General features: G+C 69.0%; 21 protein-coding genes and 2 tRNA genes. 17 read left to right on the top strand and 6 right to left on the bottom strand.

The features are described from left to right. The first annotated feature begins 186 nt into the window (after positions 1–186). The 8 genes from FDK12_RS15005 (at position 187) to FDK12_RS02950 (ending at position 7,915) form a co-directional block, all read left to right on the top strand. On the top strand, positions 187–327 hold the full coding sequence (locus tag FDK12_RS15005; protein WP_181036427.1) for a hypothetical protein: 141 nt from the start codon (positions 187–189) through the stop codon (positions 325–327). 236 nt (positions 328–563) lie between these two features. After that, positions 564–1,337 carry a fumarylacetoacetate hydrolase family protein gene (locus FDK12_RS02920; RefSeq protein WP_137368115.1) on the top strand — a complete coding sequence of 258 codons (774 nt, stop codon included), beginning with the start codon at positions 564–566 and terminating at the stop codon, positions 1,335–1,337. Between the two features lie 89 nt (positions 1,338–1,426). Further along, positions 1,427–2,935 carry a glutamate--tRNA ligase gene (gltX, locus tag FDK12_RS02925; RefSeq protein WP_137368116.1) on the top strand — a complete coding sequence of 503 codons (1,509 nt, stop codon included), beginning with the start codon at positions 1,427–1,429 and terminating at the stop codon, positions 2,933–2,935. A 3-nt stretch (positions 2,936–2,938) separates the two neighbouring features. Further along, on the top strand, positions 2,939–3,742 hold the full coding sequence (locus FDK12_RS02930; RefSeq protein ID WP_223263043.1) for an HAD family hydrolase: 804 nt from the start codon (positions 2,939–2,941) through the stop codon (positions 3,740–3,742). A 69-nt stretch (positions 3,743–3,811) separates the two neighbouring features. Further along, positions 3,812–3,883 (top strand) — tRNA-Gln (locus FDK12_RS02935). A 66-nt stretch (positions 3,884–3,949) separates the two neighbouring features. Further along, a tRNA-Glu gene (locus FDK12_RS02940) sits at positions 3,950–4,022 on the top strand. 150 nt (positions 4,023–4,172) lie between these two features. Beyond that, entirely contained in the window at positions 4,173–6,002 is a 1,830-nt protein-coding gene (locus tag FDK12_RS02945; protein ID WP_137368117.1) for a dynamin family protein, read from the top strand. Next, entirely contained in the window at positions 5,999–7,915 is a 1,917-nt protein-coding gene (locus tag FDK12_RS02950) for a dynamin family protein (RefSeq protein WP_189636240.1), read from the top strand. The genes FDK12_RS02945 and FDK12_RS02950 overlap by 4 nt, the downstream gene beginning before the upstream one ends. Before the next feature lie 76 nt (positions 7,916–7,991). Here the strand turns inward: FDK12_RS02950 and FDK12_RS02955 are convergent, their stop codons facing one another. Then, positions 7,992–8,630 carry a DUF1697 domain-containing protein gene (locus FDK12_RS02955; RefSeq protein ID WP_137368119.1) on the bottom strand — a complete coding sequence of 213 codons (639 nt, stop codon included), beginning with the start codon at positions 8,628–8,630 and terminating at the stop codon, positions 7,992–7,994. Positions 8,631–8,644: 14 nt separating this feature from the next. Next, on the bottom strand, positions 8,645–9,364 hold the full coding sequence (locus FDK12_RS02960; protein WP_104117975.1) for an IclR family transcriptional regulator: 720 nt from the start codon (positions 9,362–9,364) through the stop codon (positions 8,645–8,647). Between the two features lie 144 nt (positions 9,365–9,508). On the opposite strand from FDK12_RS02960, the gene leuC reads away from it, so the two are divergent. The 6 genes from leuC to FDK12_RS02990 all read left to right on the top strand — a co-directional run bounded on the left by leuC (position 9,509) and on the right by FDK12_RS02990 (position 16,271). Continuing rightward, positions 9,509–10,978: a 3-isopropylmalate dehydratase large subunit gene (gene leuC / locus FDK12_RS02965; protein ID WP_137368120.1), complete on the top strand. Its 1,470-nt coding sequence runs from the start codon at positions 9,509–9,511 to the stop codon at positions 10,976–10,978. 10 nt (positions 10,979–10,988) lie between these two features. After that, positions 10,989–11,588 carry a 3-isopropylmalate dehydratase small subunit gene (leuD, locus tag FDK12_RS02970; RefSeq protein WP_137368121.1) on the top strand — a complete coding sequence of 200 codons (600 nt, stop codon included), beginning with the start codon at positions 10,989–10,991 and terminating at the stop codon, positions 11,586–11,588. A gap of 221 nt (positions 11,589–11,809) precedes the next feature. Beyond that, positions 11,810–13,159 (top strand): UDP-N-acetylglucosamine 1-carboxyvinyltransferase, encoded by a 1,350-nt coding sequence (gene murA / locus FDK12_RS02975; RefSeq protein ID WP_137368122.1) that lies wholly within the window; start codon positions 11,810–11,812, stop codon positions 13,157–13,159. A 12-nt stretch (positions 13,160–13,171) separates the two neighbouring features. After that, entirely contained in the window at positions 13,172–14,047 is an 876-nt protein-coding gene (locus tag FDK12_RS02980; protein WP_137368123.1) for a lysophospholipid acyltransferase family protein, read from the top strand. Beyond that, positions 14,047–15,114: an NAD(P)H-dependent glycerol-3-phosphate dehydrogenase gene (locus tag FDK12_RS02985; RefSeq protein WP_137368124.1), complete on the top strand. Its 1,068-nt coding sequence runs from the start codon at positions 14,047–14,049 to the stop codon at positions 15,112–15,114. Before FDK12_RS02980 ends, FDK12_RS02985 begins: the two co-directional genes overlap by 1 nt. Positions 15,115–15,119: 5 nt before the next feature. Next, the gene (locus tag FDK12_RS02990) at positions 15,120–16,271 is read left to right on the top strand and encodes a D-alanine--D-alanine ligase family protein (protein WP_223263072.1); all 1,152 of its coding nucleotides are present in this window, start codon (positions 15,120–15,122) and stop codon (positions 16,269–16,271) included. An 11-nt stretch (positions 16,272–16,282) separates the two neighbouring features. Here FDK12_RS02990 and FDK12_RS02995 read toward each other — a convergent pair whose 3' ends face one another. Further along, entirely contained in the window at positions 16,283–17,326 is a 1,044-nt protein-coding gene (locus tag FDK12_RS02995; protein WP_137368125.1) for a YeiH family protein, read from the bottom strand. 122 nt (positions 17,327–17,448) lie between these two features. Continuing rightward, on the bottom strand, positions 17,449–20,985 hold the full coding sequence (locus FDK12_RS03000) for a bifunctional proline dehydrogenase/L-glutamate gamma-semialdehyde dehydrogenase (RefSeq protein ID WP_137368126.1): 3,537 nt from the start codon (positions 20,983–20,985) through the stop codon (positions 17,449–17,451). 142 nt (positions 20,986–21,127) lie between these two features. On the opposite strand from FDK12_RS03000, the gene FDK12_RS03005 reads away from it, so the two are divergent. Beyond that, a complete protein-coding gene (locus tag FDK12_RS03005; RefSeq protein WP_137368291.1) occupies positions 21,128–22,045 on the top strand; it encodes a LysR substrate-binding domain-containing protein in 918 nt (305 codons plus the stop codon). A gap of 74 nt (positions 22,046–22,119) precedes the next feature. Beyond that, a complete protein-coding gene (ribA, locus tag FDK12_RS03010) occupies positions 22,120–23,517 on the top strand; it encodes a GTP cyclohydrolase II (protein WP_137368127.1) in 1,398 nt (465 codons plus the stop codon). Positions 23,518–23,575: 58 nt separating this feature from the next. Here the strand turns inward: ribA and FDK12_RS03015 are convergent, their stop codons facing one another. Together FDK12_RS03015 and FDK12_RS03020 are read right to left on the bottom strand one after the other, a co-directional pair. Then, positions 23,576–23,806, bottom strand: coding sequence for a DUF3072 domain-containing protein (locus FDK12_RS03015; RefSeq protein WP_104117966.1), 231 nt, complete (start codon positions 23,804–23,806; stop codon positions 23,576–23,578). Between the two features lie 151 nt (positions 23,807–23,957). Further along, a complete protein-coding gene (locus FDK12_RS03020) occupies positions 23,958–24,992 on the bottom strand; it encodes a glycosyltransferase (RefSeq protein WP_137368128.1) in 1,035 nt (344 codons plus the stop codon). A gap of 131 nt (positions 24,993–25,123) precedes the next feature. On the opposite strand from FDK12_RS03020, the gene FDK12_RS03025 reads away from it, so the two are divergent. Further along, entirely contained in the window at positions 25,124–25,963 is an 840-nt protein-coding gene (locus tag FDK12_RS03025) for an SDR family oxidoreductase (protein WP_189636241.1), read from the top strand. The last annotated feature ends 15 nt before the right edge of the window (positions 25,964–25,978 follow it).

Raw genomic sequence — 25,978 nt, forward strand, 5'->3', positions numbered from 1 at the left:
ATCGGGCAACTCGATCCCATTATTCGGGTTTTCGTTGTCCGACCGCGATTCGTCGGACAATACTTCAGAAAAAGGCCTCAAGAATGTTTAGAAGTGGCTGGAGTGGCTTACGATGATTGACGAGCCGCTCGTGGTATTGAGCGGTATCTCACCTCCACTGCCAATTCCACCCAAAGGACTCCTGCCATGAAGCGCATCACCTCCGCATTCCTCCTCGCAACCCTCATCATCACCGGCGGCGCCGCAGCAGCCAACGCGGCTCCGGCCAAGTCGGGCACCGTTGCTCCCGTCTCCTCTCCCGACCGTGTCGGATCCTGGCCCTTCTAGCCAACCGTCGGCGGGTCATCCCCGTCAGTAGGGTGCAGGACCGCTGCACCGGTTGCAGAACCGGCTCTGATACCGCGGGCACCCTCGTTTCTGGGGAGGGAGTGCCCGCGGTATTTCTCCGCGCTTCCTGCCCGACGCGAGCGTGACGCCTTTACGGCTCCGGCGTGACGCATACCCGACGACGGCGCGACGACGAGCGACTCCCGCCGCGCTGCTCCAGCGCTAGGCTTGGCCCCATGCGAATTGCACGTTTTGTCGTAAATGATGATCCATTGTTCGGTGTCGTGGAAGGAGCGCTCGGCAGCGAGGAGATCGCTGTCATCCAGGGCGATCCTTTCTACGCCGGTGTCCAACTGACCGGAGCGCGCCACGCCCTGGACGACGTCAGGCTCCTCGCGCCCGTCATCCCCCGCAGCAAGGTGATCGGGATCGGGCGCAACTACGCCGATCACATCCAGGAGATGGGCAACGAGACGCCGGCCGCGCCGTTGATGTTCCTCAAGCCGAACACCTCGGTCATCGGCCCGGGCGACCCGGTCATGCTGCCGTCCTTCTCCGACCAGATTTCCTACGAGGCCGAACTGGCCGTCGTCATCGGCCGCATCTGCAAGGACGTCCCCATCGAGCGCGTCGACGACGTCGTCTTCGGCTATACCTGCGCGAACGACCTGACGGCGCGTGACGTCCAGAAGACGGACAACCAGTGGGCGCGGGCCAAGGGATTCGACACGTCCTGCCCGATCGGGCCCTGGATCGAGACGGACCTGGACCCCGAGAACCTGAGCATCCGTGGAACGCTCGACGGCGAACTCCGCCAGGACGGCTCGACCAGCGACATGATCTGGGGTGCCCGGGAGTTGGTGGCCTACGTCTCCCAGGCATTCACCCTGCTGCCCGGCGACATCATCCTCACGGGAACGCCCGCCGGCGTGGGCCTGATCACCGACGGCCAGCGGTTCGACGTCGACATCGAAGGAATCGGACGGCTGTCCAACCCGGCGCGCCGATAACCGTCGCCGCCGTGGGGCCCGATCAGGGAGGCCCCGCGGCGTGCTGGGGCACCGACGGCCCTGACGCTCCCACCTAGACTGGGGTCATCATGACTATTGCCGCAGATCTCCCCACTGTCACCGATGCCACACCCGTTCGGGTCCGGTTCTGCCCATCGCCGACCGGTACGCCCCATGTCGGCCTGATCAGGACCGCCCTGTTCAACTGGGCCTACGCACGCCATACCGGCGGGAAGCTGATCTTCCGTATCGAGGACACCGATGCCGCCCGTGACAGCGAGGAGAGCTACGAGCAGCTCCTCGAAGCGATGAGGTGGCTCGGCATCGACTGGGACGAGGGAGTCGAGGTAGGAGGCCCGCACGCACCGTACCGGCAGTCGCAGCGCGGCGACCTGTACAGGGACGTCATCGATCGCCTCGTCGCAGCAGGCCACCTCTACGAGTCCTTCTCCACTCCGGACGAGGTGGAGGAACGGCACAGGGCTGCGGGGCGCGACGTCAAGCTCGGCTACGACAATTTCGACCGTGACCTTACGGAGGAGCAGAAGGAAGCCTTCCGATCCGCCGGCCGCCCTGCGGTCCTGCGACTGCGTATGCCGGACGAGGACATCACCTTCACGGATCTCGTGCGCGGCGACATCACGTTCCGCGCCGGCAGCGTTCCGGACTTCGCCGTCGTGCGCGCGAACGGCGCGCCGCTCTATACGCTCGTGAACCCGGTCGACGACGCCCTCATGGGCATCACGCACGTGCTGCGGGGGGAGGACCTCCTGTCCTCCACACCGCGACAGGTAGCCCTGTACCGTGCGCTGATCGACATCGGAGTAGCCCGCTACATGCCGCTGTTCGGGCACCTGCCGTACGTCATGGGCCAGGGCAACAAGAAGCTGTCCAAGCGTGATCCCGAGTCCAACCTCTTCCTGCACCGCGAGCGTGGGTTCATCCGGGAGGGCCTCCTCAACTATCTCTCGCTCCTCGGCTGGAGCCTATCCGCCGATGAGGACATCTTCTCCGTGGAACAGCTGGTCGAGAAGTTCGACGTGCGCGATGTCCTCGCGAACCCGGCACGCTTCGACCTCAAGAAGGCCGAAGCGATCAACGGCACGCACGTGCGGCTCCTGGACCCGGCCGAGTTCCGATCGCGGCTCCTGCCGTACCTCGCTGCTGCCGGGGTCATCGGCGCCGATCCGACGGAGGACGAGCTCCGCATCGTGGCCGAGGCGGCTCCGCTCATCCAGGAACGCATCACCCTTCTGGGCGAGGCGCCGGAGATGCTCGCTTTCCTCTTCAAGGCGAATGACGCCATCGACATCGCGGACGACGCCCGCAAGGGATTGCCGGAGAATCTCGGCGAAGTCCTCGACGTGACCCTCGCTGCGCTCGAAGCGTGCCCGACCTGGGACGCCGAGGCCCTGCAGTCTGCTCTACGCAGCGCCCTCGTCGACACCCTCGGGCTCAAGCCGCGGCTCGCTTTCGGACCGCTGCGGACCGCTATCTCTGGCCGCCGGATCTCACCGCCCCTGTTCGAGTCGATGGTCATCCTCGGACGGAATTCCTCGCTCGCCCGGGTCCGGGCGCTCAGGGCGACGGTGGGCTGAACGATGAGCGAGCCGGACCGGCAGATGCACGAGCCGACCGTCGGAGGGGCGCATGGCGGCGTCGACGGCGTGCTGTTCGACATCGACGACACCCTGGTGGACCTCGAGCACGCCATGGGCCGTACGCTGCAGTCCATCCCCGATCCTGCCCTCAGCCACCTCAGCGACGACGACTGGGTGCGCTACAAAGCGCTGTACACGACGGACCCGCAGAGGCACTACGACCGGTTCCTCGCGGGGGAGCTCACCTTCGAGGAGCAGCGGGTGCACCGCATCCGCCACGCCCGATCGGGCTTCACCCGCGAGCCGTTCCTGGGCCAGGCGGCCGATGCCTGGGTGCGGGCCTACGAGAGGACGCTTCCGCTGCACTTCACGGCGTACGACGACGTTGTGCCGCTGCTGGATGAGCTCGATGCGCGGGGGGTGCCCTACGGGGCAGTCAGTAACAACGTGCACGACTACCAGCGGACCAAACTGGACCGGGCGGGACTGGCGCGCATCAGGGTGCTGGTGGGAATCGACACGGTCGGGGTGGCGAAGCCCGACCCGCGGATCTACCTGGAGGGAGCACGCCTGATCGGAGCCGATCCCTCACGCACGCTCTATGTCGGAGACAATCGGCTGGTCGACGCGGAGGGGGCGCGGGCGGCCGGGCTGGTGGGGGTCTGGCTCGACCGTGCGGGGGTCGGCTCGGAGGCGGGGTCACCCGGCGGGGTGCCGGATCGCCGGGCCACGGACAGGGCGGCGGAGGTGCCACGCATCACGGGGCTGGACGCCGTTTTGCAGTTCATGGCCTCTGTCCGGTAAAGTTATTTCTCGGCGCGGAGCGGTTACGCGAGCGAAACCCAGCAGGATCGGGTCTTCGAAAAGTGCCATTGGGGTATGGTGTAATTGGCAACACACTGGTTTCTGGTACCAACATTCTAGGTTCGAGTCCTGGTACCCCAGCGCAATCCTGTTCCCGGACAGGGTGGCACAAGCAGTACAAAAGCAGTAGTAGGATGTACAAGTACTGGCCCCATCGTATAGCGGCCTAGTACGCTGCCCTCTCACGGCGGTAACGCGGGTTCGAATCCCGCTGGGGTCACAGCGTCCGCAAGGACACAAAGGAAAGTCCCGGACATCATCACGATGTCCGGGACTTTCTGTCGTATGGGGTTGCCCGCCAGTTGTCTTCGGGGGCTGCTCGCGAGCGGGAACCGCCGATGCGGCACGCCAGGGCTGGCATGATGGAGCCATGAGCGCACCCTCCCTGGCCGGCGAAGCCCGCGGGCTCTCCCCGCTGTTGCGCGAGGTGCAGGCCGCACTCGAGAACCTCGCATTCCCCCTGGCCCTCGCGAGTTCGGTCCAGGCGCGCGGATCCGCCGTGGCGGCCCGTGCCCAGCTCGACGACTACATCCTTCCCCGGCTGGCGAACCTCGACGCCCCGCTCGTCGCCGTCGTCGGCGGCTCGACGGGCGCCGGAAAGTCGACGCTGGTGAATGCGCTCGTCGGTCGCCCGGTCTCCGTGACGGGCGCGGTGCGTCCCACGACCCGCCAGCCCCTCCTGCTGCATCATCCGGAGGACGGCGCATGGTTCGACGACGAACGCATCCTGCCGTCACTCAGCCGCGTGCGCCTGAGTGACGACGCCGCGCAGCCGACCGACGTGCGGCCGACCGACGAGCAGCCGACCGACGCGCAGCCGAGGGATCCCGCGCAGCTGCCACGCCCGCATGCCGGGCCGGGACCGGACACCCTGCTGCTGCGGCCCACGCGCACCCTGCCGATCGGACTCGCACTGCTCGATGCTCCCGATGTCGACTCCATCGCGGACGAGAACCGGCGGCTCGCGGGGCAGTTGCTTGCGGCCGCGGACCTCTGGATCTTCGTCACGACGGCGAACCGCTACGCAGATGCGGTGCCGTGGAAGCTGCTGGCTGAAGCGGGGCGACGCGACGTCCTCGTGGCGGTCGTGCTCGATCGCGTTCCCCGCGGTGTCGAGGAGGAGATCCGGGGCGACCTGCTCACGCTGCTCTCCGCGGAGAACCTCGGACACGCCCCCATCTTCGTCGTCCCGGAAATGTCCCTCGGTCCGTCGCGCATGCTTCCCCCGGAGGCCGTCGAGCCCATCGCCCGCTGGTTGCAGGCGCTCGCGGCGGACGCGGAGGGCCGACGGGACATCGCGCGGCGCACGGTGAGGGGAGCCATGCGCGCGCTGGCCGGACGGATCGATTCCATCGCGGAGGCTGCGGAGCAGGAGCAGTCGGTCGGCAACGCCCTCCGGGCCTCGATCGACGGTGCCTACCGGGACGCGCTCGCCGACGTCCTAGCGTCGACCGAGGATGGCAGGCTGCTGCGCGGCGAGGTCCTCGCCCGCTGGCAGGATTTCGTCGGCACCGGCGAGTTCATGCGCGGGCTCGAGACGAGGATCGGATGGGCCCGTGACCGAGTGAGCGCCTTCTTCACGGGTCGCCCGGCTCCGGCGGCCACCGTCGCCGACGCCATCGGCAGCGGTCTGCAGACGGTCATCGTAGAGCAGGCGGCACGGGCGGACGAGGCCACCCGGCGGCGCTGGAGGTCCGAGCACGCAGGCGCCGTGCTGCTCGAGAGCCTGCCTCCGTGGCGAGCCGACGACTTCTCGTCCGAGGTGGCCCGGGAGATCCGCGACTGGCAGCAGGACCTCCTGCACCTCGTGCAGGCCGAGGGCGCGGACAAGCGCTTCACCGCGCGCATGCTGTCCTTCGGCGTCAACGGCATCGCGGTGGCCCTGATGGTCGTCGTGTTCGCCTCGACCGGAGGACTCACCGGCGGTGAGATAGGAATCGCCGGGGCGTCGGCGATCGCAGGCCAGAAGCTCCTCGAGGCGGTCTTCGGGGACGACGCCGTCCGGCGCCTCACGGCGACAGCGCGGAAGAACCTGTCCCGGCGGGTGGAAGGACTGCTCGGCAAGGAGCGGGCGTCCTTCGACCGTTGCCTGGAGCCACTGGCGCGTCAGACGTCGGCGGAGGCATTGCACGTGCTGGCCCATCAGCTCCGGACGGCCCTGCCGAGCGGGCAGCACGCTGCAGCGGGGGACGACGCGTGAGCCGACACCGGGGCGCTGTCGCCGAGACTCCACTGGCCACGTCGCTCACGGATGCGCTCGAGCGGTTGCAGACCGCCTATGAGCTCGGACGGGACCGATTGCCCGAGGAGGCGCTCGAACGGCTGCACGGGACGCTCGACAGGGCGGGCAGCCGGCGGTCGTTGTCAGCTGATCACACGGTCGTCGGGGTCTTCGGCCCGACGGGGAGTGGTAAGTCCTCGCTCGTCAACGCGCTGAGTGGCACGGCAGCCGCACGTGTGGCCGCGAGGCGGCCGACGACGTCCGAGCCCCTTGCCCTTGTCTGGGGGGCCAGGGGCAGTGGGGAGTTGCTCGACTGGCTCGGGGTCACGCAGAGGGTGGAACTGCCCGACGGCGCACCACTCATCACCGGCTGGTCCGTGGACGGCGGCACCCGTGGCCGCCAGGAGTCCCGCGATGCATCCGCCCGTGCCGTCGACAACGCACGCACCGCAACGATGGGCGAGGCGCAGGCGGGCGGCAGGACGGACCCGCAGGAGCCAGCTCGTCGAGGGCTCTTCCGGTGGCGCCGCACCGCGGTAGCGTCGACGGCAAACGCGGGGAAGGGGGCCCACCGTCCTGGTGCGGCCGCGACGTCCGCTTCCTCCCTCGACCACGCTGATGCCGCAGGATCCGCTGGACGAGCCGACTCGACGCAGGTTCCCGGCCTGATCCTCCTGGATCTCCCAGACTTCGATTCGACCGCCGCCGCGCATCGCGAGATCGTCCAGCGGATGGCAGGTCAGGTCGACGTCCTGCTCTGGGTCGTCGATCCGCAGAAGTATGCCGACGCGGCGCTCCACCACGGGTTCCTGCGCGGACTTGCGACCCACGAGGCCGTGACCCTGATCGCCCTCAACCAAGCGGATCGCCTGGAGCCGCACGACCTCGACGCCGTCACGGGTTCGCTCGCCGACATCCTGGCCGGGGAGGGCCTCCCGGGCGTCGCCGTCCTTCCGGTATCCGCGCGAACCGGGATCGGCGTACCCGCGCTCGCCGACGAGATCCGGTCCCTTGCCGAGAGCAGGGCCGCCGCTACTCGCAGGATGGCCGCGGACGCCTCCCTGGCGGCCGCGGAACTCCTCCCGTTCACTGCCGATCGACCGGTGGATGTGCCCTCCCAGCAGGCTCGTGCGGCGTTGTCCACGGAACTCGCCGCGGCTGCTGGAGTTCCGGTCGTCGTCGACGCCGTGACCCGCGCGTATCGTCGCGACGCCCATGCGGTCACGGGCTGGCCGGTGACGCGGTGGCTCGCCCGGTTCCGCCCGGACCCACTCCGCCGGCTCAATCTGCGCCGTGACGATGTCCTTCCGGAGCTTCGGAGCTCGTCGCTTCCCCTCGTCCAGCCGGCTCAGGGAGCCCGGGTGGACCACGCGTTGCGGGTGTTCGGGGACTCATCGGCAAGTGGAGCCGTGGAGCCGTGGCACTCCTCCATCCGGGACGCCGCTCGTGGGACGGCGACCGATCTCAAGGACGCACTCGATGCCGCGATCACCGGAACGGATCTCGAGACCGGGCGCCGGGGCTGGTGGGGACTCTTCGGCGTCCTGCAGTGGATCATGGTCGTCGCCTTCGCTGCCGGCCTGGCATGGCTCGGGGTGCTGGCGGTCCTCAACTTCCTGCAACTGCCCACGATCGACGTCCCCCGGATCGAGGGTTTTCCGCTGCCCACGCTCCTGATCCTCGGCGGGCTGTCGGCCGGCGTCCTGCTCGGTGTCCTGGCCGCGTTGCTCGCCCGGTGGGGGGCGGCGCGGAGGGCTGAGCGGGTGCGCCGGCGGTTGCTCGCCTCCTGCGCCCAGGTGGTGAACGGCGTCGTGGTGCAGCCAGTCGGGAACGAGGTCGAGCGCTGCAACGGCTTCCGGGTAGCGGTGCTGTCCGCACTGCAGCGCACCTGACGGCGCCGCCGACTGCCTGCACGCCGACGGGACGACTGGCCGGACCACGACGCTCGTCACTGTGGTGTTCGAGTCGCTACGGCAGAAGGCGCAGAACTTTCTCCACCGTGTTGATGTTCCGTGTGGTGGAGGTCGACGCGTACCGCGTCCTGCCGAGCAGCTTCGCGAGGGGCACGTCGGTCGATCGGCCTTTGGGGGAGAACCAGGCGATGGCGGAGCCACCCTCGAGAACGGCAGGCCGTTCGCCGAGCCCGCGTGCCTCGTCGACGAACGCCTCCATTTCCGCGGTGCCCGTGAACAGTGTCACGTAGGAGTGCATGTCGGCCGGGGCGCTCGGTGCAGTATCGGGATCCACCCCCGGCTCCGAATCGGAGCCCGCAGTCGCCGCTGCGGCCGGTTGCTCGGGCATCGACGCCGCGATCGCAGCGAGACCGGCGTGGTCGACCACGATGACCCAAGCCTCGTAGCCGAAGCGGCGTCGCAAAGCATCCTCCACGAGGTTCTTCAGCTCGGCAGCACCGAGACGTGAGGAACACGTGACGTTGCCGCTCGCGAGGACCGTTGCGACGTCGTGGACCGGAAGCCGGGTAAGTTCGTCGCGGAGCTCCGCCATGCGGACGGTGATGCCGCCGACGTTCACTCCGCGCAGGAAGATCGCGTAGTGCTTGTCCTCTCCCGCCACGCGTCTTCCCGCCATCCCAGTCGTCTCAGTCATTCCAACCCGCCACCTCAGTCCGCCGCCTTCGCCACGGCGAGCGTCAGCTGGCGGGCGGCATCGGAGACGACCTCGGCGTGGATGCGCCCGGGCTGGCGGGTGAGCCGTTCCATCGGGCCGGAGATGGACACCGCGGCGATGACACGACCGGACGGGCCGCGGACCGGTGCCGAGACGGACGCCACGCCTGCCTCCCGTTCGCCGAGGCTCTGGGCCCAGCCGCGACGTCGGACGCCCGCGAGCACCGTGGGGGTGAAGCGTGCGTTCTGAAGTCCCTTGAGCAGGCGGTCGTGGTCCTCCCAGGCGAGGAGGCACTGTGCCGCCGAACCTGCCCTCATCGAGAGCTGGGTACCCACGGGGATGGTGTCGCGCAGGCCGACGGGGCGCTCGGCCGATGCGACGCATACGCGCCAGTCGCCCTGCCGACGGAAGAGCTGCGCGCTCTCGCCTGTCGCGTCGCGGAGACCGAGGAGGACGGGACCAGCAGCGGCGATCAGGCGATCCTCGCCGGCGGCCGACGCCAGTTCCACGAGCCTGCTCCCGAGCACGAAGCGACCCTGCATGTCGCGCCCGACGAGGCGGTGGTGGGCGAGCGCGAGGGCCAGCCGGTGAACTGTCGGGCGGGCGAGCCCCGTCGACGCGACGAGCTGGGCGAGCGTCGTCGGTCCGGCTTCGAGCGCATCGAGCACGAGTGCGGCCTTGTCGATGACACCGACGCCGCTAGAATTGTCCATAGAATGATATTGCCGTCTCATTATCTGAGACGCAAGCCGCCCGGCTGGCACTCCTCCGGGAGCGCTGGTTGAGTGGAACCACGGATCGCGGCCGGGGCACACCCCGGGGTCGCGGCTTCGCCGGAACAGAAAAGGACGATCGTCATGGGCAAGACACTGGCAGAGAAGGTCTGGGACGCACATGTCGTCCGCAAGGGCGAGGTCGTCGGGAACGAAGCGCAGCCCGACCTCCTGTACATCGACCTGCACCTCGTGCACGAGGTGACGTCGCCGCAGGCCTTCGAGGGACTCCGGCTTGCCAACCGTCCCCTCCGCCGCCCCGACCTGACGATCGCCACGGAAGACCACAACACGCCCACGGTGGACATCGACAAGCCGATCGCCGACCTCACCAGCCGGACGCAGATCGAGACACTGCGGGCGAACTGCCGGGAGTTCGGCGTCCGCCTGCACTCACTGGGTGACGCGGAGCAGGGAATCGTGCACGTCGTCGGACCCCAGCTCGGGCTGACGCAGCCGGGACTGACCGTCGTGTGCGGCGATTCGCACACCTCCACCCACGGTGCTTTCGGAGCGCTGGCGATGGGCATCGGCACCTCCGAGGTGGAGCACGTGATGGCGACGCAGACGCTCTCACTCAAGCCGTTCAAGACCATGGGCATCACGGTCGAGGGAACACTCAAGCCGGGCGTCACCTCGAAGGACATCATCCTGGCCATCATCGCGAAGATCGGTACCGGAGGCGGTCAGGGCTACGTCCTCGAGTACCGTGGGTCGGCCATCCGGTCCCTGTCGATGGAAGCCCGCATGACGATCTGCAACATGTCGATCGAGGCCGGGGCGCGCGCGGGCATGGTGGCGCCCGACGACACGACCTTCGAGTACCTGCGCGGCCGTCCCCACGCGCCCCAGGGCGATGACTGGGACGCCGCCGTCGCGGACTGGCGTGAACTGCGCACCGACGACGACGCCGTCTTCGACGCCGAGGTCTTCCTCGACGCTGACGACCTCGAGCCCTTCGTCACCTGGGGCACGAATCCCGGTCAGGGTGTCTCCCTCTCGCAGGCCGTCCCCTCACCCGACGATTTCGCCGACGAGAACGACAAGGCCGCCTGCACCCGGGCCCTCGACTACATGGCACTCGAACCCGGCACCCCGATGAAGGACATCCGCGTCGACACGGTGTTCCTGGGCTCCTGCACCAACAGCCGGATCGAGGACCTCCGGATCGCGGCGGACATCATCCGCGGCAGGGAGAAGGACCCCGCGATCCGGATGATGGTGGTACCCGGCTCGGCCCGCGTGCGACTGCAGGCCGAGGCCGAGGGACTGGACCGCGTGTTCAAGGACTTCGGCGCCGAGTGGAGGTTCGCCGGCTGCTCCATGTGCCTCGGGATGAACCCGGACCAGCTGGCACCGGGCGAGCGCTGCGCCTCGACCTCGAACCGCAACTTCGAAGGACGCCAGGGCAAGGGCGGAAGGACGCACCTGGTCTCGCCCGTCGTCGCCGCCGCGACCGCTGTCCGCGGCACCCTCAGTTCGCCGTCGGACCTGGAACCCCTGCCGCGCGGCACCGGGGCCCATGCCGCCGCATCCACCGTTCCCGCTGCATAGGAAGCCCGCCATGGAAAAGATCACCACCCACACCGGCATCGGCGTCCCGCTGCGCCAGAGCAACATCGACACGGACCAGATCATCCCCGCGGTGTACCTGAAGCGGATCACACGGACGGGCTTCGAGGATGCCCTCTTCGCGGCCTGGCGCAAGGAGGAGGGCTTCATCCTCAATCGTGAGCCCTACTCCCGCGGCTCCGTGCTCGTCGCCGGGCCGGATTTCGGCACCGGGTCCTCCCGGGAACATGCTGTCTGGGCACTGAAGGACTACGGTTTCAAGGCCGTCCTGTCCTCGCGGTTCGCCGACATCTTCCGCGGCAACTCGGGCAAGCAGGGGCTCGTCGCCGCGCAGGTCGCCCAGGACGTCATCGAACTCATCTGGAAGATCCTCGAGAACGAGCCCGGCGCAACTGTGACGGTGGACCTGGAGTCGCGCAGCGTCCAGTGCGGCTCCGTCAGTGCCCCCTTCCAGCTGGACGACTACACGCGGTGGCGCCTTCTCGAGGGGCTGGACGACATCGGTCTGACGCTTCGCCAGGAGGAGCACATCACGGCCTTCGAGTCCCGCCGCCCGTCCTACAAGCCGACCACGCTTCCCGCCCGCTCCTGAAATCCGGCGTCGGCGCAGGGGCGCCGGCGGCTCGGTGTCGCGCACCTCACAGCGGCCGAGCGCACGTGTGCGGAATGACGACGCACCTGCACGGGTTCCTACCAGTGAACAGGGAGTGCGCGAAGTACCCTTGTATTTCTGTCTGCTTCGGGGTGCTCCTATGCTTGGAACGAGCATTTCAGAGTCCGCGGGGGTTCAACGTATGAGGAAAATAGGTATTCATGGGTAGCGTTCTGACCATTCGCGGCGGCATTCCGTTGACGGGCAAGGTTTTCGTCCGCGGTGCGAAGAACCTCGTACCGAAGGCTATGGTGGCATCGCTCCTGGGCAACACGCCCTCGGTACTGCGCAATGTTCCTGAGATCAAGGACGTCGACGTCGTCACGAGCCTCCTGCAGCTGCATGGCGTCAAGGTGACGAAGGACCCCGTCACGGGCGACCTCACGATGGATCCGAGCGACGCGAAGATGGCACGCTCGAAGGACATCGACGCACACGCCGGCGACTCGCGTATCCCCATCCTCTTCTGCGGGCCCCTGATGCACAGCATCGGCGAGGCCTTCATCCCCGACCTCGGCGGATGCAAGATCGGCGACCGGCCCATCGACTACCACCTCGAGGTGCTCCGCAACTTCGGCGCCGTCGTCGACAAACGCCCGGGCGGCATCTCGATCTCCGCGCCGAAGGGTCTGCACGGCGCGAAGCTCACGCTGCCCTACCCCAGCGTCGGAGCCACCGAGCAGGTGCTGCTGACCGCCATCCGCGCTGAAGGCATCACCGAGCTCTCCGGTGCCGCCGTCGAACCCGAGATCATGGATCTCATCGCGGTGCTGCAGAAGATGGGTGCGATCATCACGGTGCAGACGGACCGGGTGATCCGCATCGAGGGTGTCAAGGAACTGACGGGCTACAACCACAAGGCGATCTCGGACCGCAACGAGACGGCGTCGTGGGCTTCGGCCGCGCTCGTCACCAAGGGTGACATCTACGTCGAGGGCGCACGCCAGCTCGATCTCACCGCCTTCCTCAACACCTACCGCAAGATCGGCGGCGCCTTCGACGTCGACGACGACGGCATACGCTTCTACCACCCGGGCGGCCCGCTGACCCCGCTGGTGCTCGAGACGGACGTGCACCCCGGTTTCATGACGGACTGGCAGCAGCCGCTCGTCGTCGCCCTCACGCAGGCATCCGGCGTGTCGATCGTCCACGAGACGGTGTACGAGAACAGGTTCGGCTTCACCGAGGCCCTCATCCGCATGGGGGCGAACATCCAGGTGCACCGTGAGTGCCTCGGGAGCGTGCCCTGCCGATTCGGGCAGCGCAACTTCCTCCACTCCGCGGTGATCTCCGGACCGACCCAGCTCCACGGAGCCGACATCGACATCCCCGACCTGCGGGGCGGATTCAGCCACCTCATCGCCGCACTCGCGGCCGAGGGAGTCTCCCGCGTGACCGGCATCGAGCTGATCAACCGCGGCTACGAGCGGTTCCAGGACAAGCTCGAGGGACTGGGCGCCGACTTCGACATCACGGAGGACGCCCCGGCTGCCGCCGTGGCAATCTCCTAGGCGGTCCCGGCGATGGGGGAGCCCAGGGGCTCGCGCGCCATGTTCACGTTCCTCGCCTCCTGGGTGCGGCCCGTGATGAACGCGCTAATGGGCAAGGAGTGGCACGGACAGGAGAGGCTGCCACGCGGCGCAGGCGTGATCGTCTGCCCCAACCACGTCACCGAGATCGATCCGGTGGTGGTGGGACACTTCCTGTACAACCAGGGCATCATGCCGCACTTCCTCGCGAAGGCGTCGCTGTTCAAGGTGCCCGTCATCGGCTGGATCCTGAGGACCATCCGGCAGATCCCGGTCGAGCGCGTCTCGGCGGGAGCGAACCGGTCGCTGGAGGCAGCCCGGGACGTCCTGGCCGACGGGGGCGGCATCATCATCTACCCGGAGGGTACGCTCACCCGCGACCCCGACATGTGGCCCATGAAGGGCAGGACGGGCGCCGCGCGCCTCGCGCTGCAGACCGGTGCACCCGTTGTCCCGATCGCACAGTGGGGAGCGCACGAGGTCTTCCCCCGGTATGCCAAGCGTTTCTACCTCGTGCCACGGAAGCGCGCGCGCGTGCTCGTCGGCGACCCCGTGGACCTCAGCGAGTTCCAGGGCGCGCCGCTGACCCGTACCACCCTCGAGGCAGCAACGGACCGCATCATCGATGCGATCACCGAGCTCCTGGCCGAGCTGCGCGGAGAGACACCGCCGGGCGAGCGCTGGGATCCGGCACAGAAGCAGCAGGAGCGGATGGGCCGCGGTCCCGAAACTCCGAACGGCGACGCGACCGGGCCTGCCGTTCCGCACGGCTCCGCCCCTGAGGACGGCGCCGCCCCTGAGGACGGCTCCGCCCGTCGGAACGGCGCGCGGGATGTCCCCGGTGCGCCCGCGGCCGGAGGAACGGCCTGATGAGCGAAGCATCACCCGGGGTGCCGAACGGCGCGGACCGAAGGCGGCAGCCGGCGAAGATCGCGGTGCTCGGTTCCGGGAGCTGGGGAACGACGTTCGCGAAGGTGCTCGCGGACGCGTCCGCGAGCACGGACATCATGCTCTGGTCCCGGCGTTCCGAAGTGGCGGACGAGATCACGTCGGAGCACCGCAATTCGCGGTACCTCGGCGACACCACGCTCCCATCGAACGTCAGTGCGTCGGTCGACGTCGACGCGGTCCTCGCGGGGAGCGACCTCGTGGTGCTGGCCGTCCCGGCGCAGACACTGCGTGCGCAACTTCCGGAATGGCGCCCGCTCATCCCCGCACACGCCGTCGTCGTCTCGCTGATGAAGGGGCTCGAGGTCGGTACGGACGCGCGGATGAGCGAGGTGATCGCGGAGGAACTCGCACTGCCGGCGGAGCGGATCGCTGTCGTCTCCGGACCCAACCTCGCGATGGAGATCGCGCGGGAGGAGCCGACGGCGTCCGTCGTCGCGTGTCCCGACCACGACACAGCGACGTGGATCGCGGGCGCCTGCACGGCGTCCTACTTCCGGCCCTACACGTCCACCGACGTGATCGGTGTCGAGATCGGGGGCATCGTGAAGAATGTCATCGCACTCGCCGTCGGGATCTGCGAAGGGCGGCGGATGGGCGACAACACCAAGGCGTCCGTCATCACACGCGGGCTGGCCGAGACCACGCGTCTGGCCGTCGCATTGGGCGGGCGGCCGGAGACCATGGCCGGGCTCGCCGGCATGGGAGACCTGATCGCCACCTGCTCGTCCGCGCTCTCGCGCAACCACACCGCCGGGCACCTCCTGGGTCAGGGTCTCACCCTCGACCAGGTGACGGTGAGGATGAACCAGACGGCGGAGGGGATCAAATCCGCGCAGGCCGTCCTGGACTCCGCGACCAAGCTGGGCGTCGACATGCCCATCACGGCGAGCGTGGTGGCCGTCCTGCAGGGGCGCTTGTCCGTCAACGACCTCGGGCCGCGCCTGCTGGCCCGCAACCTCAAGCCGGAAGGCGATCGCGCACCGTGACCACCGTGACCACCGAGAACACCGAGACTTCAGCCCTGTCCCGCAAGCCACGCGTGCTCGTCCTGTTCGGCGGCCGATCCAGCGAGCACGCCGTCAGCTGCGTGACAGCCGCCGGGGTCCTGGAGGCGATCGACCGCACACGGTACGACGTCGTGCCGGTCGGCATCACGAAGTCAGGGCAATGGTCCCTCGTCTCGGGTGATCCGTCGGCGTGGTCTCTCCGCTCCGATGTGCTTCCCGAGGTGACCGCGACGGAGCAGGCAGTGGTCATGGGTACCGCGGCGGATGGCGGGGAGGGACAGGAACTCCTCGTCGCAGCGCCCGGCTCCGTCCCCAGGAGCCTTGGCGGGGTGGACGTCGTCCTGCCGCTCCTGCACGGTCCGTTCGGGGAGGACGGCACGCTGCAGGGCATGCTGGAGCTCGCCGACATGCGCTACGTGGGTGCCGGTGTCCTGGCCTCAGCCGTCGGGATGGACAAGCACTACATGAAGGTGGTCTTCGCGGCGGCGGGACTCGAGGTGGGCCCCTACGAGGTGGTGACGGACCGCCAGTGGCGCACTGACGCCGAGGGGTGCATCAGGCGAGCAGCGTCGCTCGGCTTCCCGCTGTTCGTCAAGCCGGCGCGCGCAGGGTCCTCGATGGGCATCAGCCGCGTCGAGGACGCGGAGGGGATCCTGGCCGCGGTGGAGGCGGCGCGAGCACACGACCCGAAGGTGGTGATCGAGGCCGGCATCGTGGGACGCGAGATCGAGGTGGCCGTCCTGCAGGGACGCGGACTCGACGCGCCGCGCACGTCGCTTCCAGGCGAGATCGCGATCCAGCCGGGCGACCACGCCTGGTACGACTTCGAGGCGAAGTACGTCGACGGCGCCGCTGCGGAGCTCTCCTGCCCCGCGGACCTCCCGCAGGACGTGATCGACCGCGTGCGGGATCTCGCGGGCAGGGCGTTCGACGCGATCGGAGGCGAGGGCCTGTCGCGGGTCGATTTCTTCTACACGCCCGACGGCCGCCTCGTCATCAACGAGATCAATACCATGCCCGGATTCACCCCTATCAGCATGTATCCCCAGATGTGGGCGAAGTCGGGGCTGGGCTACACGGAACTCATCGACGAGCTCATCGGACTCGCGCTGGAGCGGGGGACCGGCCTGCGCTGAGCAATGGGCGGCTAGGCCACGACGAGGACTCCGAGGAGCGAGAGCCCGACGAGGAACAGCGTCGAGCCCGCCCCGACGATCGCGAACCGTCCACCCGTGCGGAGCAGGCGCCGGAGGTCGATGCCGGCGCCGAGCCCGAACATCCCCGCGGCCAGCAGGACGGTGGTGAGGGTGCGGCCGGCGTCCAGGAGCGACGGGGGCAGGATGTCCAGCGACCGCAGCACGACCATGGCCAGGAAGCCCAGGACGAAGAGGGGCACCAGGGGTGTCTTCCTGCGGCCGGGCCGCCCCGCGTCTTCCCCTGATCCACGATCCATAGCGGCCGCGCGGCGTCGTACCCCGACGCTCGCGAGGGCAGTGACCGGCGCCAGCAGGACGACGCGCCCCAGCTTGACCACCGTGGCCACGGCCAGCGCCGTCGTCCCGGCCGTGCTGGCCACAGCCACCACCTGGGCCACCTCGTGGACGGCCAGCCCGGACCATACGCCGAATCGTGCCGCGTCGAGCCCGACGACGGCATTGAGCAGTGGCAGCACCACGATCATCAGGGATCCGTAGAGTGTGACCATCGCGACGGCGGAGGCGACCTCGTCATCGTCGGCGTCGACGATGCCCTGCATCCCGGCGACGGCGGACGCCCCGCAGATCGAGAAGCCTGCCGCCATGAGGGCCGCTCCGGAGCGGGTCAGGCCGAGGCGCCTGCCCAGCCAGAGAGTGGCGTAGTAACTCATGAACACGCAGGTGACGATCAGCAGGACGACCTGCGGCCCCAGGGCGAGGATGTCCGGAACAGCGAGTTGGAGCCCGAGCAGCACGACCCCGGCACGGAGCAGGCGCATGGTTCCGCCACTGATCCCCGTGCGAAGCATTGCCGAGTACACGCCGGAGTTGCCGAGCAGGACGCCGAGGACCAGGGCGATGACAAGGGCTCCGAGGACGGTCTGGACGCCGGCCAGGGCCATGGACAGCCCGACGCCGGCAGCCATGACGAGAAGACCCGGGACCCACGCTAGGAGCAGTCGGTACCGGGCCTCCCGGGTGGTGCTGGTGTTCATCTGCGGCGTCGGTCCTTCCGGCGGCAACGGCGACGTGCTGTTCGGTCGATTCTGCCAGAGGCCGCACGACCTTCAGGCCGGAGAGCCCGCCGGGCGGACCGATGCACTGCTGGTGACGCGGTTCAGATGATGCCCTCGGTGAGGCCGTTGGGCGTGCCGAACCGGTGGGCCGTGACACTGATGGCCTGTTCCTGCAGGAACGGCAGCATCTCCACCCGGCCCGACTCCGTGACAGGCTGCGCGTAGATCGCCAGGTCGGGCGGCCCGCCGGTCGCCCTCGCCAGAGCTGAAGCGCTTCCGCCGATGAGTCGGACGCGCCGAGCGTCGAGCGACGCGCTGCGTGCGAGCCACGCCTCATCGTCCTCGATGATGATGCTGTTTGACCGGGCTGCGACGACGGCCCGCAGCGACGCCGGGAGGTCGACCGCACTGGACACCGTGACCACGGAGTCGGCGGCAACGGCGGCGAGGAGGACACGCACCAGGTCCACCAGGGCAGCTCCCTCCGCCAACCGTACCGTCACGGGATGGGGAAGGTAGCGGAAGAGGTTGCGCTCGACGGGCAGCCCGGAGACGTCCTTGACCCGACCGAACTCGGCGGCCCACGCAGCAGCGTCCGAGGCGGCCGCGCGGTCGAGGCGGGCGAGATCCGGCGCGGACAGACCGGCGCTGCGCGCCGCTGACAGCAGGGGGGCGACGACGGGAAGGGGGGCATCCTGCGCCTCCGATTCCCTGGACGTCCACGCCCCGAGGCCCACGAGGTAGTTCGGTCCCCCCGCCTTGGTTCCCGCGCCGACCGCCGATTTCTTCCAGCCGCCGAACGGCTGGCGCTGGACGATGGCGCCCGTGATGCCGCGGTTGACGTAGAGGTTGCCTGCCTGCACGCCGTCGATCCAGGTCGCGATCTCCCGGCTGTCCAGTGAGTGGATACCGGACGTGAGGCCGTAATCGATGTCGTTCTGCAGTGCTATGGCCTCGTCGAGGGTCGCCGCGGTCATGATGCCGAGGATCGGGCCGAAGTACTCCGTCAGGTGGTAGGTGGACCCGCGCCTGACACCGTCGCGCACGCCCGGGCTCCACAGGCGGCCCGAGTCGTCGAGTCGCTGCGGCTCCACGAGCCACGACTCTCCCTCGCCGAGCACCGTCAGCCCGTCGAGCAGTTTTCCCTCCGCCGGTTCGATGACCGGTCCCATCTGCGTGCCGGGATCGTCGGGGTAGCCGACGGAGAGCGATGTGACCGCGTCGAGGAGCTGGTTGCGGAACCGCGGCGACGAGGCCACGCTGCCGACGAGGATCACCAGGGACGCCGCCGAGCACTTCTGGCCCGCGTGGCCGAAGGCCGACTGCGCCACGTCCTTCGCCGCGAGATCGAGGTCGGCGCTCGGGGTGACGATGATGGCGTTCTTGCCGGACGTCTCGGCCAGGAGCGGCAGGTCCGTCCGGAAGGACCGGAACAGCTCGGCGGTCTCGTACCCGCCGGTCAGGATCACGCGGTCGACCCGTGGGTCCGAGATGAGCTGCCGCCCGAGGTCGCCCTCGTCGACCTGCACCAGGCGCAGGACCTCCTTCGGCACTCCTGCTGCCCAGAGGGCCTGGACCATGACGGACCCGGACCGGCGCGCCTGCGAGGCGGGCTTGATGATCACGGAGGACCCGGCTGCCAGCGCCGCGAGGGTCGAGCCCGCCGGGATCGCCACCGGGAAGTTCCACGGGGGCGTGACGACGGTCAACCGGACGGAAGAGAACAGGGCGCCGTCGACGTCGTCGAGCTCGCGGGCGCGCTCGGCGTAGTAGTGGGCGAAGTCGACGGCCTCGGAGATCTCCGGGTCCGCCTGGTCCAGCGTCTTGCCGGTCTCGGCAGCCATGACCTCCATCAGCTCCGCGCGGTGCGCCTCGAGCGAGTCTCCCGCCCGGTGCAGGATCACGGCGCGCTCCGCCCCTGTGAGGTCTCCCCAGGACTCAGCCGCGGAAACTGCGCCGGCGATCGTGTCCTCGAGGTCCTCGGCACGGGCGAGGCTGGTGGCGGCGACGAGGTCGTTGCCCAGCTCGGAGGTGGCCACGCGTTCGAGGATCGCCCGCCCCCACGCCCGATTGGCAGGCAGGGAGGGATCGGTGTCGGGAGTGTTCACGAACCCGGTCCCGGGGTGCGCCGGGACGGGCAGCGTGCGGTCCTGACGGCGATTAGGAGCCGGGATGGAGGTATCGAGATGCTGGAGCGAGGCGAGGAAGCGGTTCTTCTCGCGCTCGAAAAGCGCCTCGTTCTCGGACAGTTCGAACACGGCAGACATGAAGTTGTCCTGGCTCGCGCCCTCTTCGAGGCGCCTGATCAGGTACGCGATGGCGACGTCGAACTCGCTCGGGTGGACGACCGGTGTGTAGAGCAGCAGGGACCCCACGTCGCGCTTGACGGCCTCCGCCTGCCCCTGCGCCATGCCGAGGAGCATCTCGAACTCGATGCCGTGGCGTACCCCGCGCTCGCCGGCGAGCAGCCACGCGAAGGCCAGATCGAACAGGTTATGGCCCGCGACGCCGATGCGGACATTGTCGATGCGGCCGGGCTGCAGCGCATAGTTGAGTACGCGCTTGTAGTGCGTGTCCGAGTCCTGCTTCGAGCCCCAGGTCGCCAGCGGCCAGTCGTGGAGCGACGCCTCGACCTGCTCCATGGGGAGGTTGGCTCCCTTCACCACGCGGACCTTGATGCCGGCACCGCCACGGGCGCGACGGGCAGCCGCCCATTCCTGCAGCCGGATCATGGCTGCCAGGGAGTCGGGGAGGTACGCCTGCAGCACGATGCCGGCCTCGAGGTTCGTGAACTCGGGCCGGTCGAGGATCGCCATGAAGACCGCGATCGTGAGGTCGAGGTCCTTGTACTCCTCCATGTCGAGGTTGATGAACTTGGGTTCTTCGGAAGTCGCCGCGAGCGTGTACAGCGGAGCGAGCTTCTCTACCACGTGCTCCACGGCCTCCTCGAATGCCCATGCGGGGTGCGGGGCGACGGTGGAGGACACCTTGATGGAGACGTACTCGACGTCCGGGCGCTCGAGGAGCCGGACGGTGCCCTCCAGGCGGCGTTCCGCCTCATGGTCCCCGAGGACCGCCTCGCCGAGCAGGTTGACGTTCAGGCGGACGCCTTCGCGCCTGATCCTGCTGATCGACCGGCCGAGTCTGGCGTCCGAGGCGTCGATGATGAGGTGCCCGACCATTTCGCGCAGGACGCGCCGGGCGATCGGGATGACGACCTGCGGCAGGACGGGGGCGACGGCGGCGCCTACCTTGACGGCGGAACGCATGTACCAGGGGAGGAAACCCGGCACCATGGGTGCGATGGCGCCGAGGTTGCGCGCCGCGACGGAGAGGTCCTCGGGGCGGATCACGCCGTCGACGAAGCCGACGGTGAAGGCGAGCCCGTTCGGGTCCTTGAGGACGCCCGCGAGTTGCTTGGCGGATGCGTCGACCGGGACCTTCGACGCCTCGACGAGCCATCGCCGCACGAGGGCGATCGATTCCTCCGGCAGCGCCGCCGGGATGTCGGTGGTGCCGCCGGGACCGGCCGAGAAGTGCGCGGATGTGTCGTCGGACCCGGGGTAGGGGGTGCTGGGCGCGTCCTGGGGTGCCGGGGTAGCGGCAAAACCCTCGCGGGGCGGGATCTGGGTTGTCATGGCAACGGCTTTCGTTCGACGGCTCACGCCGGGCACAGGATGAAGCAGCTACTTCAGGTTCAGTATCGGGCTCCCGGTACGATTAGGAAAAGCGATGAATTCCGAACGATATTCATCGAAGAAACCGAAGAAGGGAGGTCCCGTGCTCGATCTGCGCCGACTGCGCCTGCTGCGCGAGCTCAAGCTCCGCGGCACGCTCGCCGACGTCGCGGCCGCCCTGAGCTACAGCCCGTCGTCCGTGTCGCAGCAACTCGCCCTGCTCGAGAAGGAGGTGGGCGTCGAGCTGCTGCGGAAGACGGGCCGCCGGGTCGTCCTGACACCGCAGGCCGAGGTGCTGGTTGCCCACACGGCGGAGTTGCTGGAGACACTGGAACGGGCAGAAGCCGATCTCGCGGCCTCCCTGACGACGGTGTCCGGGACGGTCCGGGTGGCAGTCTTCCAGTCTGCCGCGCTCGCGCTGATGCCGGATGCCCTGACGGCCATGACCCGGGACTATCCGGACGTGCGCGTCGAGATGGTCCAGCGCGAACCTGAAACAGCCCTGTACGAGACGTTCGCCCGCGACTTCGATCTCGTGATCGCCGAGCAGTACCCGGGACACGCGGCTCCCCGCCACCCTGAGCTGGACCACGTGCCGCTGACGGAGGACGCGATCCGCCTCGCTGTTCCGCGGGACGGGCTCCACGACGCCGGGATCTCTGCCGTCGCGGAGGCCGCCGATGCCGCGTGGGTCATGGAGCCGAGAGGAGCGGCCTCACGTCACTGGGCGGAGCAGGCGTGCCGCCGCGCCGGGTTCGAGCCCGACGTCCGCTACGAGACGGCGGACCTCCAGGCGCAGATCCGGCTCATCGAGTCCGGCAACGCCGTCGCCCTCATGCCCGATCTCGTCTGGACGGGGCGTAACGTGCCGGTGCAGCTCTTCGATCTCGACGAGGGCCCGCGTCGTTCGATCTTCACCTCCGTGCGACGTGCGGGTGCACGTCGGCCGGCGGTGCTCGCTTTCCGGGAGGTCCTCGGACGGGCTGCGGCAGGGGTGCCCCACACTCCGTCACCGCACTAGGACGCCCCTCTGCCACGGTTGTTCCCTGCGACACGCAGTTTCCCGTCATGCCGCCCCGCTCCTAAGGTTGTCTCATGTCCACCACGTCCCCGCAGCTCGAACCGGCAGCCGTGCCGGCCACCGTCGAGAGGGTCGCGGAGACCGTCCTGCCCACCAGGCACGGCCTCTTCCGCATGATCGGCTACCGCGACAGTGGGGGAATCGAGCACGTGGCCCTCGCGCAGGGGATCGACGACGCCGATGGTGGAGCGCGGAGCATGACGCGTGCGGCTCCGCTCGTCCGGGTCCACAGCGAGTGTCTGACGGGGGACGCCTTCGGGTCCTGGCGCTGCGACTGCGGCGATCAGCTCGAGGCTGCGCTCGCTGCCATCGCGAGGGAGGGTCGCGGCGTCGTGGTGTACGTCCGCGGGCATGAGGGGCGCGGCATCGGCCTGCTCGCCAAGCTCAAGGCCTATGCGCTGCAGGACCAGGGCATCGACACGGTCGATGCGAACACCGAGCTGGGCCTCCCCGTCGACGCGAGGCGGTACGACCAGGCCGCGGAGATCCTCCAGGACCTCGGGATCACGTCCGTCCGCCTGCTGTCCGGGAACCCGGCGAAGGAGGAAGCACTCGAGGAGCTGGGCATCGCCGTCGTCGAGCGCCACGGACTCGCCGTGTCCGAACGCAGGGAGAATGCGGGCTACCTCGCGACCAAGCGTGCGCGCATGAGGCACGACGTCGCCCCGTCCGCGGATGCCTGGAACTCCCTCCTCGACGGCGTCGTGCCAGCGGCACCCGCGCCCGGCGAAGCGGAGGAACTGACCCACCGCTACGGGTATCTCGCCGGTGCCACCGGACGGATCGTCGTCGGGCAGCTGAGGCAGAGCCTCGACGGCTTCATCGCTTCGCGGTCGGGCGACCCCGGGTTCCACGACGACCGTGGGGACCGCGCGCACCTCCAGCGGCTGCGCGCCCTCGTCGACGCCGTCGTCGTCGGCGCGTCCACCGTCCTCGCGGAGGACTGCTCGCTCTCGGTCGAGGACGTGCCCGGTACCAGCCCGGTCCGCGTGGTGCTCGATGCAGGCGCGAAAGTGGGTGCCGACGCGCGGGTCCTGGCCGACGACGGCGTGCCCACGCTCTGGATCGTCGCCCGCGACGCGGCCGTCCCCGAGGGCGTGCCGGCCTCGGTGGAGGTGGTGCGGCTGCCCATGGACGACTTCGCACCTGCGCGGGTCCTGGACGTGCTGCAGGCGAGGGGGATGGAGAAGGTCCTCGTGGAAGGCGGCGGGAACACCGTCTCACGCTTCCTCGAGGCCGGTTTGCTCGACAGGCTCTACCTCACGACCGCGCCCGTCCTCGTAGGCGACGGGGTGCCCGGCATTCGATTCTCCGGCTCGGATGCACTCGCCGAGGCCCGGACCGCGCCCGTCCGTCGCTTCGTGTTCGGACAGGACATCTGCACCGAATTCAATTTCGCGGCGACGCGGTAGGGCGAGGATCCGGGCCCTGAGGTGCGGTCGGCCGGGCCGTCAGGCCACGCCGGGACGATCAGGAGTCGTCGCCGAGCCTCTTGCTCTTGCCCTGCAGCCGGTCGATGTGCTCGGATGCCTCGGCCTTGGTGATGTCCGCCGGGATCTCCTCGCCGGCTTCGCGTGCAAGCGTGTCGAGGTAGCTGCGCTGCGCGGCGGTCATGGGCTCGTCACCCGTCACCCAGTCCGAGGGGTCCCGCTCGAAGCCGCCCTCGGGCTCGGACTTCGGACTTCCCAGTGTGTCTGCCATGTCTGTTCCTTGTCGTCGTGTCCTGCGTGAGTCATCAGTCTACTTACTTTCCCGTTTCGTTCCGGAAGGGTTGACAGCCGGACCTGCTCGCAGCGGTGGATACGACTGCAAGCCGAGGAGAGCACGCGTCGTCGACCGGCGACGTCGCGGCTCAGGATTCACCGGGCACCTGCGAACCAGCGGTGGCAGTGGCAGGGATCGGGTGGGCGTGCGGCATCGGAGCGACGCGCTGCGCGAGGTGCGACCGCAGGTGTCGCTCCGAGTGCGCGGCGAGAAGCATCCGGCCACCGGCGTACCGCACGCCCCCTCGCGCCCGGCTGGCGACGGCGAGCCAACTGCAGACGGCGCGCTCGAGAACCCAGGCCGGCGCCCACAGCGCTGCCGTCGGACGGAAGACGGTCCGCCCTCCACGGCGCCGGCGGCCTGTCTCCGCCAGTGCCACGACGGCGAGTCCGGCCAGCGCGAGGTAGCGGGGTTCCGGTCGTGCCAGGACGACGGCGGGAAGGAGGCCGAGCTCGATCGCGAGCCGCCCGGGCTGGGCGAAGCTGTCGTACGCCTGGCGGACGCGTTGCTTGAGGAAGTGCCGCGAAGAACAGGGGAGCCGCGCGACGAAGAGGTCGTCCGCCCGGATCTCCCGGCCCCCGGCGGCCCGTACGGTCCGGATGAGTTCGAGGTTCTCGAACAGGGCATCGGAGCAGTAGCCGCCCGTGGAGAGGACGGTGCTGCGCCGGACACCGAGCGTGCCGGGGTAGTCGGAGCCCGCTGCTCGGTTGAGCAGGGAACGGCCGGTGTCCCACCGGGCGTGCCAGGGCAGCTGCGCGAAGTAGTTCTGCGGGCGGACGATGTCGGCCTGCTCGAGGAGCTCCAGAAGTCGCGCGAGTTCGGGTCGCCGGTACCGGACGTCGTCGTCGGCGATGACGACGAGGTCGTGCCGCGCCGCGGAAAGGCCGGTCAGGACGCCGTGGACCTTGCCGTTGCCACCGCCCACCAGTCCGGGGTCGGGCGGGAGGTGGCGGACCCCGGGCGGGAACGCGCGGGCGTGCCCCGCGAAAATCGGTGCCGGAGAGCCGTCCACCACGGTGACGTCGATCCACTGCACGAGGTCCGCCAGGTAACGGGCCAATTCCGCCAGGGGTCCCTCGCCGGTCCACTTCAACGGCAGGATGTACTCGGCTGCATACCGCATGGGGAGCCTGTGTCCTCCTTGTGCAACGGGTTTACCGGACGCTCGTCCGCTTCCCTTCAATTACTAAGGCTGCTTACGGTGGGTGTGCAAGGGACCCACGAGGTCGATCACCCGTAGACACAGGAGGAACAGTGAGCCAGCCCGCACAGCAGCAGGAACCGCCCGGAACCACCGAGGCCATGGAGCCGACGCCTGACCACGGTGAGCAGTCCTACCGCGGGAGCGGCCGACTCAGCGGCAAGAAGGCCGTCATCACGGGCGGTGACAGCGGAATCGGCCGTGCCGTCGCAATCGCCTACGCCAGGGAAGGCGCGGACGTCCTCATCAGTTACCTCAACGAGGACGAGGACGCACAGGAGACTGCTCGCTGGGTCGAGGAAGCAGGGCAGCAGGCCGTGCTGTTCCCGGGCGACCTGGCCGACGCCGCGACCTGCCGCGCCGTCATCGACAAGGCGGTCGAGGTGTTCGGCAGGGTGGACATCCTCGTCAGCAACGCCGCGTTCCAGATGACCCACGAGACGATCGAGGAGATCCCGGACGAGGAGTGGGACCGCACTCTGGCCATCAACCTCAGCGCTTTCTTCCACCTGACGAAGGCTGCCCTGCCGCACATGGGGCCGGGTTCGTCCATCATCGGCTCGAGTTCGGTGAACTCGGACAACCCGGTGCCCACGCTGCTGCCCTACTCCGCGACGAAGGCCGGCATCGCGAACATGACCGCCTCGATGGCGCAGCTGCTGGCCGAGCGCGGCATCCGGGCGAATTCCGTGGCGCCCGGGCCCATCTGGACCCCGCTGATCCCGGCGACGATGCCCGAGGAGCAGGTCGAGAGCTTCGGCCAGCAGGTGCCGATGCAGCGCGCGGGCCAGCCGGCAGAGCTTGCCCCGGTGTACGTGCTGCTCGCCTCGGACGAGGCGAGCTATGTGTCAGGTGCACGCATCGCGGTGACCGGAGGGCAGCCGATCCTCTGACACGCGTCCGGAGGG

This window comes from Arthrobacter sp. NamB2, assembly GCF_005281365.1.
In the GTDB taxonomy this organism is placed as follows: domain Bacteria; phylum Actinomycetota; class Actinomycetes; order Actinomycetales; family Micrococcaceae; genus Arthrobacter_D.

What these genes read in the sequence shown, in the direction of transcription:
- leuC (WP_137368120.1), top strand. Translation starts at nt 9,509, where the DNA reads ATGGGCAAGACACTGGCAGAGAAGGTCTGGGACGCACATGTCGTCCGC.
- FDK12_RS02995 (WP_137368125.1), bottom strand. Translation starts at nt 17,326, where the DNA reads ATGAACACCAGCACCACCCGGGAGGCCCGGTACCGACTGCTCCTAGCG.
- FDK12_RS02945 (WP_137368117.1), top strand. Translation starts at nt 4,173, where the DNA reads ATGAGCGCACCCTCCCTGGCCGGCGAAGCCCGCGGGCTCTCCCCGCTG.
- FDK12_RS02960 (WP_104117975.1), bottom strand. Translation starts at nt 9,364, where the DNA reads ATGGACAATTCTAGCGGCGTCGGTGTCATCGACAAGGCCGCACTCGTG.
- FDK12_RS03020 (WP_137368128.1), bottom strand. Translation starts at nt 24,992, where the DNA reads ATGCGGTATGCAGCCGAGTACATCCTGCCGTTGAAGTGGACCGGCGAG.
- murA (WP_137368122.1), top strand. Translation starts at nt 11,810, where the DNA reads ATGGGTAGCGTTCTGACCATTCGCGGCGGCATTCCGTTGACGGGCAAG.
- FDK12_RS03015 (WP_104117966.1), bottom strand. Translation starts at nt 23,806, where the DNA reads ATGGCAGACACACTGGGAAGTCCGAAGTCCGAGCCCGAGGGCGGCTTC.
- FDK12_RS03000 (WP_137368126.1), bottom strand. Translation starts at nt 20,985, where the DNA reads ATGACAACCCAGATCCCGCCCCGCGAGGGTTTTGCCGCTACCCCGGCA.
- FDK12_RS15005 (WP_181036427.1), top strand. Translation starts at nt 187, where the DNA reads ATGAAGCGCATCACCTCCGCATTCCTCCTCGCAACCCTCATCATCACC.
- FDK12_RS02920 (WP_137368115.1), top strand. Translation starts at nt 564, where the DNA reads ATGCGAATTGCACGTTTTGTCGTAAATGATGATCCATTGTTCGGTGTC.
- FDK12_RS02955 (WP_137368119.1), bottom strand. Translation starts at nt 8,630, where the DNA reads ATGACTGAGACGACTGGGATGGCGGGAAGACGCGTGGCGGGAGAGGAC.
- FDK12_RS02980 (WP_137368123.1), top strand. Translation starts at nt 13,172, where the DNA reads ATGGGGGAGCCCAGGGGCTCGCGCGCCATGTTCACGTTCCTCGCCTCC.
- gltX (WP_137368116.1), top strand. Translation starts at nt 1,427, where the DNA reads ATGACTATTGCCGCAGATCTCCCCACTGTCACCGATGCCACACCCGTT.
- leuD (WP_137368121.1), top strand. Translation starts at nt 10,989, where the DNA reads ATGGAAAAGATCACCACCCACACCGGCATCGGCGTCCCGCTGCGCCAG.
- ribA (WP_137368127.1), top strand. Translation starts at nt 22,120, where the DNA reads ATGTCCACCACGTCCCCGCAGCTCGAACCGGCAGCCGTGCCGGCCACC.
- FDK12_RS02930 (WP_223263043.1), top strand. Translation starts at nt 2,939, where the DNA reads ATGAGCGAGCCGGACCGGCAGATGCACGAGCCGACCGTCGGAGGGGCG.
- FDK12_RS02985 (WP_137368124.1), top strand. Translation starts at nt 14,047, where the DNA reads ATGAGCGAAGCATCACCCGGGGTGCCGAACGGCGCGGACCGAAGGCGG.